This is a genomic window from Sphingobacterium litopenaei (assembly GCF_014692495.1).
Taxonomy (GTDB): domain Bacteria; phylum Bacteroidota; class Bacteroidia; order Sphingobacteriales; family Sphingobacteriaceae; genus Sphingobacterium; species Sphingobacterium litopenaei.
This window is the reverse complement of the sequence record NZ_JACOIJ010000038.1, coordinates 15,739-29,527: the sequence shown is the minus strand read 5'-3', so window position 1 is coordinate 29,527 and position 13,789 is coordinate 15,739. Positions and strand designations below refer to the sequence as shown.

General features: G+C 36.0%; 13 protein-coding genes. 9 read left to right on the top strand and 4 right to left on the bottom strand.

Going from position 1 to position 13,789, the window contains the following annotated elements:
- The first annotated feature begins 795 nt into the window (after positions 1 to 795).
- A complete protein-coding gene (locus tag H8B04_RS14715) occupies positions 796 to 1,473 on the top strand; it encodes a hypothetical protein (protein WP_190302829.1) in 678 nt (225 codons plus the stop codon).
- Here H8B04_RS14715 and H8B04_RS14710 read toward each other — a convergent pair.
- Positions 1,451 to 2,272: a helix-turn-helix domain-containing protein gene (locus H8B04_RS14710; RefSeq protein WP_190302828.1), complete on the bottom strand. Its 822-nt coding sequence runs from the start codon at positions 2,270 to 2,272 to the stop codon at positions 1,451 to 1,453. The genes H8B04_RS14715 and H8B04_RS14710 overlap by 23 nt on opposite strands.
- A 244-nt stretch (positions 2,273 to 2,516) precedes the next feature.
- Here H8B04_RS14710 and H8B04_RS14705 point away from each other — a divergent pair, with 244 nt between their 5' ends.
- The 4 genes from H8B04_RS14705 to H8B04_RS14690 all read left to right on the top strand — a co-directional run bounded on the left by H8B04_RS14705 (position 2,517) and on the right by H8B04_RS14690 (position 7,626).
- Positions 2,517 to 3,755 (top strand): TolC family protein, encoded by a 1,239-nt coding sequence (locus H8B04_RS14705; RefSeq protein WP_223815446.1) that lies wholly within the window; start codon positions 2,517 to 2,519, stop codon positions 3,753 to 3,755.
- 4 nt (positions 3,756 to 3,759) lie between these two features.
- A complete protein-coding gene (locus tag H8B04_RS14700) occupies positions 3,760 to 4,806 on the top strand; it encodes an HlyD family secretion protein (RefSeq protein ID WP_190302827.1) in 1,047 nt (348 codons plus the stop codon).
- A gap of 1 nt (position 4,807) precedes the next feature.
- The gene (locus tag H8B04_RS14695; RefSeq protein WP_190302826.1) at positions 4,808 to 6,382 is read left to right on the top strand and encodes an efflux MFS transporter permease; all 1,575 of its coding nucleotides are present in this window, start codon (positions 4,808 to 4,810) and stop codon (positions 6,380 to 6,382) included.
- Between the two features lie 101 nt (positions 6,383 to 6,483).
- Entirely contained in the window at positions 6,484 to 7,626 is a 1,143-nt protein-coding gene (locus H8B04_RS14690; protein WP_190302825.1) for an AI-2E family transporter, read from the top strand.
- A 12-nt stretch (positions 7,627 to 7,638) separates the two neighbouring features.
- Here H8B04_RS14690 and H8B04_RS14685 read toward each other — a convergent pair whose 3' ends face one another.
- On the bottom strand, positions 7,639 to 8,355 hold the full coding sequence (locus H8B04_RS14685) for a 3-ketoacyl-ACP reductase (RefSeq protein ID WP_190302824.1): 717 nt from the start codon (positions 8,353 to 8,355) through the stop codon (positions 7,639 to 7,641).
- A 132-nt stretch (positions 8,356 to 8,487) separates the two neighbouring features.
- Between H8B04_RS14685 and H8B04_RS14680 the strand changes: the two genes are divergently transcribed.
- The 4 genes from H8B04_RS14680 to H8B04_RS14665 all read left to right on the top strand — a co-directional run bounded on the left by H8B04_RS14680 (position 8,488) and on the right by H8B04_RS14665 (position 11,173).
- Entirely contained in the window at positions 8,488 to 9,549 is a 1,062-nt protein-coding gene (locus tag H8B04_RS14680; RefSeq protein ID WP_165292048.1) for an NAD(P)-dependent alcohol dehydrogenase, read from the top strand.
- Between the two features lie 85 nt (positions 9,550 to 9,634).
- Complete coding sequence (locus H8B04_RS14675) at positions 9,635 to 9,820, top strand: hypothetical protein (RefSeq protein WP_165292047.1); 186 nt, start codon at positions 9,635 to 9,637, stop codon at positions 9,818 to 9,820.
- Positions 9,811 to 10,335, top strand: coding sequence for an outer membrane beta-barrel protein (locus H8B04_RS14670; protein WP_190302831.1), 525 nt, complete (start codon positions 9,811 to 9,813; stop codon positions 10,333 to 10,335). Before H8B04_RS14675 ends, H8B04_RS14670 begins: the two co-directional genes overlap by 10 nt.
- A 121-nt stretch (positions 10,336 to 10,456) precedes the next feature.
- Positions 10,457 to 11,173 (top strand): DsbA family oxidoreductase, encoded by a 717-nt coding sequence (locus H8B04_RS14665; RefSeq protein ID WP_223815445.1) that lies wholly within the window; start codon positions 10,457 to 10,459, stop codon positions 11,171 to 11,173.
- Positions 11,174 to 11,229: 56 nt separating this feature from the next.
- On the opposite strand, the gene rpsJ is transcribed toward H8B04_RS14665, so the two are convergent.
- Together rpsJ and fusA are read right to left on the bottom strand one after the other, a co-directional pair.
- Positions 11,230 to 11,535: a 30S ribosomal protein S10 gene (gene rpsJ / locus H8B04_RS14660; protein WP_039053489.1), complete on the bottom strand. Its 306-nt coding sequence runs from the start codon at positions 11,533 to 11,535 to the stop codon at positions 11,230 to 11,232.
- Positions 11,536 to 11,611: 76 nt separating this feature from the next.
- A complete protein-coding gene (gene fusA, locus H8B04_RS14655; RefSeq protein WP_165292044.1) occupies positions 11,612 to 13,735 on the bottom strand; it encodes an elongation factor G in 2,124 nt (707 codons plus the stop codon).
- Positions 13,736 to 13,789 lie beyond the last annotated feature (54 nt).

The window sequence follows — 13,789 nt, the reverse complement described above, 5'->3', positions numbered from 1 at the left end:
GTAGCATCCATGAGATATACTTTACGCTTGAGTCTGTTAAGCTCGGTGCGTCTTGGAGAATCTTTACGCCACAAATCATCCAAAAGTTTATAATACAAATCTCGAAATAGGCCATGATTACGATGTTGGTTGATGTATGAGAGGTTGGACTTGCTAGGTGTTCTGGAGATGCCCATATGGCTCATGTTTCCTGTAGTACTACGAAGCCCATTAGAAATATCACGAACGGAATCAGCTGAGGAAAGATGGTTGAACTAATTTGTTAAAAATATTGCGATCTACTAGTCCTAATATCTGAGAAAATACGTTTATATTTAACATGGCGGTGATGGAATTTTAGCGAATTAAATATAGCAATCCCTGCTATATAAATACACCGCCATTTTTTTCCTTATTTTGGACACTACTGTCATGTTGAAGTATTATTTTTGTGACAATTAAGTAGGGGCTGTATGGAATGCAGTATGCACGTTAATTAATTACAAAAAAATCAATTAAAACAAAAAAATCTACCTATAGGGATTGCAATTTTTATTGCGAATCGCTTACGCCTCATATCAATTCATTAACATAAGAAAATATGTGGTGTTATAAAACCAAACTAAGCCATGTCAAACAAAAAAAGTTACCAAGCACCTGAAATATCTGTTTTTGAAGTGTTTATTGAACAATCATTTGCCGCAGGATCTCAAGTGGCTCTGAATATTGAAAATTCAAATGATTAATAGAGTTAGAGTGGCAAAAAGAATCATTAGCAGTTGAGATAGATTGGTAAGGTTAATTGTTTTTCATATTATGAAGCCCATTTACTTATATATTATTATTAGTTTATTATTTATTTCCTGTGCTCAGGAAGTTAAACACTCTGCTATATCAGAATTCTTGACCTTAAGAGTCGATGAAGCAGAATATTTGGATGCGGTTACATTTAAATCTAATGAGGAAGGAGTTGTGCATAACAAAGTCTTCTTGGATGATGATTATTTTTTGGAAGTAAATATTTATTCTAATTCTAAGCCGAGTTTTAGGTCTTCGCATTTTAGAGAACCTTTAGGGAACAGCGTTAATTTTAGAATTTTAGTTTTTGATGAAAATCATAAATATTTATTAAGTAGAGATTACGTTTGTGGCACAACTATTACCACTGATATTCAACTACCAGCAAATAAGCACTATAGTTTTATAGTATATTCTTTTGGTAAAACGACAGCTATTCCCGCTATTAGTATAAATGTTGGAGATGACATTTCAGTTGCACAAATTGCCTTAAATTCATATGAGGATGTTATGTCGCACTCCTTACTACATCAATTAATAGATCAGGATAATAATATATTATCTTTTGTCCTAAAGCACATCTTTAGTAAAATCAAGACTACGATTGATGCGAGTAATGTGGGGTCTATTTGTATGTGTGTTGTTAGGCTTCAAGGAAACTCGAAGCCTTTCTTTATTCTTTCCTTGTGGAATTGACCATTAATTTTGCATATTCCGTTGGTCTAATCCCAGCTACTTTGTAAAAAATATTGCTGAATGCCGATAAAGAACTATATCCTACCATTAAGGTGATTTCGTAAATATTATGCTGCTTTTCAGCGAGGAGTTCGAAAGCTTTGGTAATACGTAATGAACGCAGAAAACGTACATAATTCATTCCTAAGTTTTCTTTGAATTTGCGTGATAAAGTACGCGTACTTAATCCAAATCTTTGTGCGATTTCTTCAATTGTATAATTCGTTTCGAGATTTGCATTTAGAAATTTTGCTATTTCCAAAAGCTTAGGATCTTTGGGAAATGGATGCTGCATCATGATTGGAAGTTTAGTAGATTCTATTTGCGGTAGATTTTCTTTTATGGCGCGTAGAAAGTAATATTTTGCAGGATCATTGCTGTTGATTTTGCCAAACCAATGTTGTGTGTACAAAATCATTTCACGCAGTAAATCATTTGCAAAATAGATGTTGGGCTTGCTGAAAAATTTACTTTCCTCTTCCGTGGTTTTAAAGTAGATATTATACAATTCTACTTTCTTGCTATAAGTCAGTATAGAGTGGGGAACATTCGCTGGAATCCACATAAAACACCGTGCAGGTAAATACCAGTGTTTTTCTTGGATAAAAATATGCACAATGCCACCTTCTGCATAAAGAAATTGACCTTTAGTATGGCTATGCATCGCCGTTTCAATAGTAGTCAACTGCATGTGATTGATATAATAATCGAACTCATCACTATCCAATTCCTTCAGTATGGCTTTGATATCTGCGCGCATAAAGACTTTTTTTTTATTAGCTTCCTTACAAAGTTATATATAGTTTGGCGTAAATGAGCAAATCATTTTCTTATTTTATTAAGCGTTCGATTTGGTGCTAACCTACCTTTGTGCCGTTATAATATTTAGATTAAAACAGCAATCAGAATTTATGAAATATAATACGATTAAGTATCCATTGCTTATTTGTATGATACTTTTGGGAAGTCGGACGTTTGCCCAGTCCACTCTAAACTTTGAGCATATGAAATTGCAAGATGCAATAGATGTAGCCTTGCAGCAAAACATAAAACTCAAAGTTCAATCACTTCAAATAGGAATATCCAAATTAAAAGCAGAAGATATCAAGAACGAAAAGTTGCCGGATATTGAATTTGTCAGTGCTTTTCAGGTATTGGACAATTTGCGTCAATACGAAAATGGTATTCTGCATCCGTCGACTTCGTACGAAACACCTAGAGTGAAATATAATTTTACGCTAGAAGCTTCTATTCCGATTTATACAGGCGGAAAATTGAAGTTCGAAGATGAAAAGGCAGAACTCGAAACAGAAATTCAAGCTTTAAAAACACAAAAAGAAATTCGCGAAGTCAAAATGCAGGTGATTACAGCTTACTTGCAAGGTCTTCACTTGAAAGAACAACAAAAGCTTATCCATGACAAAATGTGTGAAGACACACTTGTCATTGCGCAATCCGAAAAGCTTCGTAAAAATGGTCTAGTAACCAATAATGATGTACTACGAACAAAGTTGTTGTTGTCTAATCATCAAATGGCTTATTCGGATTTGGATAAAGACTTAGCCATTTTGGAGCATCAAATCAAAACTTTATTGTCTTTGCCAGAAGAATCGGAATTTCACATTAATACGGATGATTTAATTACAGAAACGAATAAAATCTTTGTGTTGGAAGATTTAATAGCCACAGCGAATGAGAATTCTGAAGTGTTGAAGATGTTGGAAAAAGATGTGGAATTAAAGGAATTAGATAAGAAAATTACAAAATCCAATGTGCTTCCGAAAGTTTCAGCAGGTGGTGAGTATGGGTACAATTATCCGAACTTCATGTTTTTCCCTCCAGTAGAGCATTTATATCGATTTGGTGCAATAGGAGTGAATTTAAAAATGCCGCTTTCTAATTTTTACAAAAACAAAGTGAAGATGAAAATGGCAAATGAGCAAATCAAAATTGCTCAATTGGAAGTCGAAGAGAAAGAAGAAAATATCCGTCATGATGTATTCGCGGCGCAAAAGAAATTAGAAGAAGCGAATAAAAAGATTGTGATTGCGAATCAAGCTATCGAGCAGGCGAAAGAAAACTACCGAATAGTACGCTTAAAATACAGTAACCAATTGAGTCTGATTACCGAATTAATTGATGCGGACAATGCTTATCTGGAAGCGCAAACGCATCTTATCTCATTGCAAATCAATAAACAATTAAAATACTATCAATTACAATACGTATTAGGAAATATATAATACTATGGCATCACAAATGACAACAAGCGAAAAACGCACTAATAAAATTTTAGGTATCATAGCATGGATATTTGTGGGAATCGGCGTCTTAGTTTTAGGCTGGTTTTACCTCTTTGCATCTTCGCATGTGAATACCAACAATGCGCAGGTGCGTCAATATATCACCCCCGTATCGAGTAAAGTGTCTGGCTTTATTCAGGAAGTTCGTTTCGAAGAAAATCAATTCGTACACAAAGGCGACACCTTGGTTGTGATTGATAACCGCGAATTTGCGAATCAGGTTCAAATGGCAGAAGCAACTTTAGAAAGTACTGCAGAATCGGTGGATTCGTACCAAAGTGCGGTATCCGTCAAATCCAGCGATTTGCAAACTATTCAAGCGAATATCGAAGCTTCTAAAATCGAGGTTTGGCGCACTGAACAAGAATACCAACGTTTCAAAAACTTGGTAGAAGAAGAGGCCGCTACTATTCAACAATTCGAAAATGTAGAAGCAAAATTCAAACAAGCGCAAGCACATTTGAAAGCTTTGCAAAATCAATATACTACCGCAAAAATCAATGCTGCAGCTGAACAGACAAAAGTAGCGCCAGTACGAAGTCAAGTAGCACAACAAAAAGCCCATTTGAATAATACGAAACTCATCTTGAGCTATACATATGTCGTTGCACCTTATGAAGGTTGGGTTGGTGTGAAAAACATTCAAGTCGGTCAATTAATCAAAGAAGGACAAGCTTTAGTACAAGTGGTTTCGAAAGAAAAATGGGTGGTCGCGAATTTCAAAGAAACTCAATTGGGTGAAATAGATACAACTAAAGAAATTGAAATTCATGCTGATGCTTTCCCAAATATTGTATTCAAAGGAAAAGTTCAATCTCTTTCTCCAGCTGCGGGTTCGGAGTTTTCATTAATCAAACCGGACAATGCGACAGGTAACTTTGTGAAAATAGAACAACGTTTCCCAGTGAAAATTGTGCTAGAAGAATCTACAGATTTGGATAAGTTGAGAACAGGTATGAGTGTGACTGTTTCTGCGCAAAAAATTGACTAAGATGGAAAAAGGTAATAGTTTAATCAAATCTTGGGTGCCAGGCAAACTTGCTGTACCGTTATTGGTATTTGCAATGTTTCCGCATTTGATGCTATTATCAATGTTCAATTTGAATAGCACCTTTACGGCTTCCTTTTTGGATATGGAAGTGGAGGACTTGCAGTTCATGTTTTCGATGGCTTATGCGATGATCGTGTGTGGACTATTTGTGCATAGTCGTTTGTTTGGTGCGATGAACGTACGCTTGTATTTATTGGTAACCACGATGCTTAATATTGTCATACTAGCAGCGATGACGTTTACACGCAATCCAGAGCTTATGATTGGTTTGCGTATCATTCAAGGACCATTGTCGCTTTTCGAGGGATGTATCATGATTCCTGTTCTCATAAACGCCATCAAAACGCCCAATGCAAAATTCATAGCCTACGCTGTTTTGTATTCTTTTATGCTCACAGGCGATAAATATTCTTTGTCGATTGTGAAATTTGCTATTGAAAATTATAGCCATAATGCTATTATTTATACTATTATAGGTTTTCACTTATTGGCATTGTTGATTTATTTGTTATTGCTCAATCCAAAACGAGTCTTTCCGAAGAAACAATTGTATCAATTGAGTTTAGGAGGTGTATTTCTGCTTGCCATTTCTTTGATGTCTGGAGCATTCTTTTTAGTTTATGGTAAGAAATACAATTGGTTTGAGTTCGAAAATATCATACTTTCCTTAGTCAGTTTCTTCGTGTTTGCTGCCTTATTTTTATTCTATCAGATTACGAATAAGCGACCCTTGTTTCACTTTGATGTGTTCAAATCAGAACGCGTAGTGCTAGGAGTTATCTTGTTCTTCTGTTTTTATGTGTTGCGGTCTTCGATGAGCAATATTTACCAAGTCATGTCTTCGGTCTGGAAATGGCCTTGGGAATATATATTGCAGGTACAGTATTTTAATGTGGTAGGGAGCTTAGTAGGGATAACGATTTCCTATTTTCTGTTTACCCGAAATGTTCCGTTCAAAACTATTTTTATCTTAGCATTCTCCATTCTTTCTGCATGTATGTTATGGTTTAGCTATTTGTTTTATCCTGAAACGGGAACATTTGATATCGGCATTGCTTTATTCACAGAAGGCGTAGGGCAGGGAATATTAATTACACCATTGGTATTTTCGATGATTGGATCGGTGCATCCTAGTATATCGGGAAGTGCTTCTCAAGCAGGTACAGCCACACGTTTTTGGACCAGTACATTTGGTTTTGCTTTGATGCAAAATTTGATTTGGCATTTGACAACAAAACATGAATTTTTACTCACTCAAAATTTAGATGTAACACATCCCATATTTCAACAAGCATGGTCCGAAGTCTTCGGGAAATCAAGTGCTAAATTCCTCCTTTATAATGATGCGATGCATATTTCTGTGTTGCAATTAAAAGCGCAGCTAGCACAACAAGCCTTATTGGTGGCGAATATGGAAATATTTCGAGGCTTATTCATCTTTGGGATTTTAATTGTACTCATCATTATTATTTACAGGCCGATTAAAAGTCTTTTGTTATCGTCTAAGGTGAAATAGTAAGCTGATAGTTAAAGTTTAACAAACTTATTTTCGCTTTTTTTGTTGAATCTATTGAAAACCGTTAAATTGTATTCACTAAAAGTCGAATTATTAGCTTTATGCAAAGATTTTTCTCACTACCATTTTATTTAAAACTAGCTACTGTTCTGATTAGTATACTAGCCATAGGTTATTTTATGCATATCGGACAGACGATTATTGTACCATTAATCTTAGGGACACTTTTTGCGCTGTTGTTGGTTCCAGCCTGTAATTGGTTGGAAAGAAAGTTGCGATTTCATCGAACCTTGGCGGCTTTGGTGGCTTTACTATTATTCTTCGGATTGATAATTGGGGTTTTCACCTTGATAGGTTCTCAAATGACAATGTTAAAGGATGATTGGCCTGCTTTCGAAACTCAAATATGGACAGGGATTAATTCCATACAGGCTTGGATCCATGAGACTTTCAACATTGGTTATAGCAAACAATCTGAATATCTTTCTCAAACGTTGAGTAAGTCCTTGAGTCAAGGAACTGCGATTGTAGGAATTGCGTTAATCTCTTTGTCTTCTTTGTTCATTCTGTTGGTATTTACATTTTTATATACCTTTTTTATCCTTATTTATCGTAGACATATATTGCGTTTTATGTTGTTGTTGAACAAAAGAGAACATCAATCTATTATTTTAGACATTGCAAGTGAAGTGCAATATGTGGTCAAGAAATATCTAATAGGTTTGATTTTGCAAATGCTTATTGTGGCAGTAATGACATTCATAGCCTTAAGTATTATAGGTGTAAAATATGGACTTATGCTTTCGATTATTACAGGTGTAATTAATGTGCTTCCTTATGTGGGGATTTTTGTGGCTTTACTTATTATCTCGTTGATTACTTTCGCGACATCCTCGTTGACAAAAGTGTTGTTTGTCGTAGTAGCACTAATTGTTGTGCACTTTATCGATAGTAACTTTGTAGTGCCAAAGATTGTTGGTTCTAAAGTAAAGATTAATTCGCTTTTTGCCATGTTAGCCATTATTATGGGGGAATTGATTTGGGGTATTTCAGGAATGTTTTTAGCCATACCAATATTAGCTATTCTCAAGATCGTATTTGATCGTATATATGATTTAAAACCTTGGGGATTTTTACTAGGAGAGGAAGATTCATCTGATCATTCATATAAGATACTTCATGATGAACTTTATCCAGAAGTTGTCGAAATCAAAGAGGTTAAAAATAAGAAAGACGGTATTTAACCGTCTTTCTTATTATGGGTTTGTGGACCACAAAGAAGCTGATTTCAACATGGCTCTTCTTGGTAATTTCAAGTTCGCAACAATTAGTTCAGCGAAATCTTCTGGTTGTAATACTTTATCAGGGTTACCGTCAGTTAATTTTAAATCAATTGACATATCTGAAGCAATAGTAGATGGCATCAATGTACATACGCGGATATTGTTTTTACGCACCTCACGCATTAATGAATCCGAGAAACCAATAACACCGAATTTGGATGCGCTATATGCTGAAGTTGTAGCCGCACCATTCAATCCTGCTGTAGATGAAACGTTAACAATATCACCTTGATTTTTAGCAATTAATTGAGGTAATACCGCTTTAGTTACATAGTATGTTCCTAAAAGGTTGGTATTGATAATGTCTGTCCATGTTTTAACATCCATATCCAATACTGATGCAAATGCACCAATACCAGCATTATTAATCAAAATATCAAAAGTGTCAAATTCAGCATTCAACTCTTGAACAGCTTTCTCAACAGCTTCGAAGTTGGTAATATCAAATACTTTATAAGCCGCTTTTACACCTAAAGCTTCTAGCTCTTTTACTGTCTCCACTAGTTTAGCTTCGTTACGACCAGTGATCGCCACGTTAATGCCTTCTTGAGCAAAAGCTAAAGCTGTAGCTTTACCTAAGCCACGACCTCCACCTGTAATAAGTGCAAATTTTCCTTGTAAATTTTCCATATTCAAAATTACCAAAACTCTAATTGTCTTGGTGCCAAAAAAGTTATTTAATACACTAATTTTACATAAATAAATCTGTTCTCTCTTCCAAATAGACGTATATTTATTTACAATATATAAGTAATAGAAGCTATGGCACAAACAACTCAAGTAAAAGCTTTCGGTACGGAAGCTGCGGATCAGGATTTAAGAGAAATGACTATTGTACGTCGCGAGGTTACGGCTTCAGATGTGGAAATTGATATCTTATATTGTGGTGTATGTCACTCCGATCTACATACAGCGCGAAATGATTGGGGAGGAAGTATGTATCCCGTGGTGCCAGGTCACGAGATCATAGGTCGTGTGACAAAGGTAGGTGATGCTGTAAGTAAATATAAGATAGGTGATTTAGTAGGTGTTGGATGTTTGGTGGATTCTTGTCGTACTTGTGAAAGTTGTCAAAAAGATTTAGAGCAATATTGTTTGAATGGTTCTGTAGGAACGTATAATGGTAAGGATAAATTTTTAGGAGGACATACTTTTGGTGGATATTCTGAGAAAGTTGTTGTCGACGAGAATTACGTATTGCGTGTGCCTGAAAATTTAGATATAAAAGCCGTTGCGCCTTTATTATGTGCAGGTATTACGACTTGGTCACCATTAAAACATTGGAATGCAGGTCCAGGTAGTAAGGTAGCCGTTATAGGTCTGGGTGGGTTAGGGCATATGGCTATTAAGTTAGCAAAAGGATTAGGGGCAGAGGTTACTTTGTTTTCTCGTTCCACGAACAAAATTGAAGATGCTAAAAAACTAGGAGCAGATACGGTTGTAATTTCAACTGACCCGGACCAGATGAAGTCAGTGGCGGGAAAATTTGATTTAATAATCGATACAGTACCTTATGATCACGATGTCAATCCGTATGTAACGACTTTGAGTGTTAGTGGAACTTTAGTGTTGGTGGGTTATATTGGAAAGATGGCTACCGCATTGAATACTGTTCCTATGATTATGGGGCGTAAAGCTGTGGCAGCTTCTGTGATTGGAGGTATTAAAGAAACACAAGAAATGTTAGATTTTTGTGGTGAGCATAATATTGTATCGGATGTAGAGATGATTACTATGCAGAATATTAATGAAGCCTACGAGCGTATGCTTAAGAGCGACGTTAAATATCGCTTTGTGATTGATATGGCTTCTTTAAAAAAATAAGACTTTATTCAAAAATATTTATTGAAAAATAAAATTATTTCTCAATAGTATGTTTACTTATAGATGTCTTTTTATACTAATAGGTATGAAAAGACATTTACTATTATTTGCAGTGGCAATAGGATTTGCTTCTGCTTCCTACGGACAGACCTCCTACGGCGTGAAAGCTGGAGTTAATTTACCTGCAATTAAATTTTCAGGACCAGGTCTAGATTATAAACCAAAAGCCTTACTGGATTTCATGTTACGGGTTATGCTGATATTAAATTAATACCAAACTTATCTATTCAGCCTGGTTTATCTTTACAAAATAAAGGTGGAAAGATAAATTTTTATGATTTGATTAATGCCATTGATTTTACCAAAGTAGAAGGAGATTTCGAAATCGCTGGTCAAGATATCAATTTAGAAGATGTGGAGGGAGCAGAGATTCTTAAGGATTTTGAGCCCACCGTAAGTACTCTATATATTGAGATTCCAATAAACTTTGTATATTATATACCTGCTGGAAATGGAACCGTATTGTTAGGGGCGGGGCCTTATGCTGCATATGGTGTTTCTACACGAACTAAATTCCAAGATTATAATGAAAGTCGAAGTTTTGATGAAGCGGGAATGAAAGCTTTTGATGTGGGACTAAATGTAATGGCTGGTTATAAACTTGCTAATGGATTTTTGGTAAATGCTGGATATGGTCTGGGGCTATTAAATACTTCTAAAGAAACAGGTTCTAAGTATTCAAATAAAAACCGAGTACTCTCTTTTGGAATTGGCTATCAATTTTAAAAAAATTAATTGATATTAAAAAGGAACTCCATTTCGAAATAAATGGAGTTCCTTTTTTTATACGTTCTTGTGACGAATAATTGTAGTGCTCTTTGTATTTTTAATTATAAATCATTCTGCTATGAATAAAATGAAGATAGAAATATGGAGCGATGTGATGTGTCCATTCTGTTATATTGGAAAACGTCGTTTTGAAAAATCATTAGAAAATTCGCCGATAAAAGATAAACTCGAAATCGAATGGAAAAGTTTTCAATTGAATCCCTATTTAGAAACAGATACATCTATTTCTATTGATGAATATTTAGCCCAGCACAAAGGGATGCCTTTGGCACAAGCGCAAGCTTTGAATGCGCAAGTTACGCAAATGGCTGCTCAAGAAGGTTTGGTTTATAACTTTGATAAGTCTGTTGTTGCTAATTCTTTTAAAGCACATGTATTGACACATTTTGCAAAGAAATTTCGAAAGCAAGATGAGGTAGAAGAATTGTTATTCCAAAGCTATTTTACCGAAGGTAAAAATATCGATGATATCGGGGTGTTAAAAGATATTGCTACACAACTGGGGCTAGACGCTGAAGCATATGAAAAAGCTGTACAAGAGAGATCTTTGGATGATGAGGTGAAAATGGATTTGCACGAAGCACGTCAAATCGGTGTACAAGGGGTTCCTTTCTTTGTATATGATCGTAAATACGCTGTATCAGGAGCGCAGCAATTAGAATTATTTGTTCAAACTTTAGAAAAAGCCTATTCAGAATGGCAACCAGAAGCTAATTCAATTCAGATTCAGGATACTTCTGATGGGCCTAGTTGTGGTCCTGACGGATGTGATTAAACAAAAAATCCTTCTCTTTATGGGAGAAGGATTTTCTTTTTCAGTACTGAAATCTATCACACTTTGATTTCCACTTCAACACCTGAAGGTAATTCAAGTTTCATCAATGCGTCAACAGTTTTAGCATTTGATGAGTAGATATCCAAAAGTCTTTTGTAAGAACATAATTGGAATTGCTCACGAGCTTTTTTGTTAACGTGTGGTGAACGTAAAACTGTATAGATTTTTTTCTCAGTAGGAAGAGGAATAGGACCTGAAACTACTGCACCTGTAGGTTTTACTGTTTTTACGATTTTCTCAGCTGATTTGTCAACTAAATTGTAATCGTAAGATTTCAATTTGATTCTGATTCTTTGGCTCATTTTGTATTTGTTTTTAAAATGATCTCCTATTAGAGCTATTCACAATAGGAGACCGGTTTATTTTTATAAAGTTCTATTATTCTACAGAACCTTTGATTCTACCTTTAGATTTTGCAATTACTTCGTCAGCTACGTTACGAGGAGCTTCTGCATAGTGATCAAACTCCATAGTAGAAGTTGCACGACCTGAAGTGATAGTACGTAATTGAGTTACATAACCAAACATCTCTGAAAGTGGTACTAACGCTTTGATTACTTGAGCGCCATTACGTGAGTCAAGACCTTGCATCTGACCACGACGACGGTTCAAGTCACCCATTACATCACCCATGTTTTCTTCTGGTGTCAATACCTCCACTTTCATGATAGGCTCCATCAACACAGGAGAACATTTAGGTAATGCTTCACGGTAAGCCATCTTAGCAGCTAATTCGAATGATAATGAATCTGAATCGACTGCGTGGAATGAACCATCAATCAAACGAACTTTCATACCTGATAGAGGGTAACCCGCTAATACACCATTATTCAATGAAGCTTCGAATCCTTTTTGAACTGAAGGAATGTATTCTTTAGGAATAGCACCACCTACGATTTCATTTACGAATTGTAAAGCTGATTTTGAAGTATCGTAATCTTCATCAACTGGAGAGATAACAACTTTGATATCCGCGAATTTACCACGACCACCTGATTGTTTTTTGTATACTTCACGGTGTTCAGTAGTACCATTGATAGACTCTTTGTAAGCTACTTGAGGAGCACCTTGGTTAACCTCAACTTTGAATTCACGTTTCAAACGGTCGATCAAGATTTCTAAGTGAAGCTCACCCATGCCTGAGATTACTGTTTGACCAGTTTCCTCGTCAGATTTAACTACGAATGTAGGATCCTCTTCAGCTAATTTACCAAGACCAATACCTAATTTATCTACGTCAGCTTGAGTTTTAGGCTCGATTGCTAAACCGATAACCGGCTCAGGGAATACCATTGACTCAAGAACGATAGGAGCTTTCTCATCACACAAAGTATCACCAGTTTTGATGTCTTTGAAACCAACAACAGCACCGATATCACCAGCCTCGATAAAAGGAATAGGATTTTGTTTGTTAGCATGCATTTGGAAGATACGAGAGATACGCTCTTTGTTACCTGAACGAGTGTTCAATACGTAAGAACCAGCCTCTAATTTACCAGAGTAAGCACGGATAAAACATAAACGACCTACGAATGGGTCAGTAGCAATTTTGAAACCTAATGCTGCGAAAGGCTCGTTAACCGAAGGTTTACGTTCGATTTCAGCACCAGTGTCAGGGTGAGTACCTTTTACGGCCTCTACATCAAGAGGTGAAGGCAATAACTCCATTACTAAATCCAACATAGTTTGTACACCTTTGTTTTTGAAAGATGAACCACAAACCATAGGAACGATAGAGTTATCTAATACAGCAGCACGTAAAGCGTTCAAGATTTCACGCTCAGTCAATGAATTAGGATCTTCGAAGAATTTCTCCATCAAAGACTCATCATAACCCGCTACTGCTTCTAATAATTTCTCACGGTATTCAGCTACTTCGTCAACCATATCATCAGGGATAGGCACTTCAGTAAAAGTCATACCTTTATCGTGTTCATTCCATACGATACCACGGTTGTTGATCAAGTCAACTACACCTTTGAAAGTGTCTTCAGCACCGATAGGTAATTGTAAAGCAACTGCTTCAGAACCTAACATTTCTTTTACTTGTTTAACAACTTTCAAGAAGTCAGCACCTGAACGGTCCATTTTGTTAACGAAACCAATACGAGGAACTTTGTAGTTATCAGCTAATCTCCAGTTAGTCTCAGATTGAGGCTCAACACCATCTACTGCTGAAAATAAGAATACTAATCCGTCTAATACACGTAATGAACGGTTTACCTCAACCGTGAAATCCACGTGTCCAGGAGTATCGATTACGTTTACTTGGTATTTGTTACCACGGTAGTTCCAGAATACTGTAGTTGCAGCAGAAGTAATTGTGATACCACGCTCAGCCTCTTGCTCCATCCAGTCCATAGTTGAAGCACCTTCGTGAACTTCACCTAATTTATGGTTTACACCTGAGTAGTAAAGGATACGCTCAGTTGTAGTAGTTTTACCAGCATCGATGTGAGCAGCGATACCGATATTTCTAGTGAATTTTAAATCTCTTGCCATATTATTTTTTAGTTTCCCTTACGGGGCTTTTGTTTTTAATGCAGATTGTGAAAT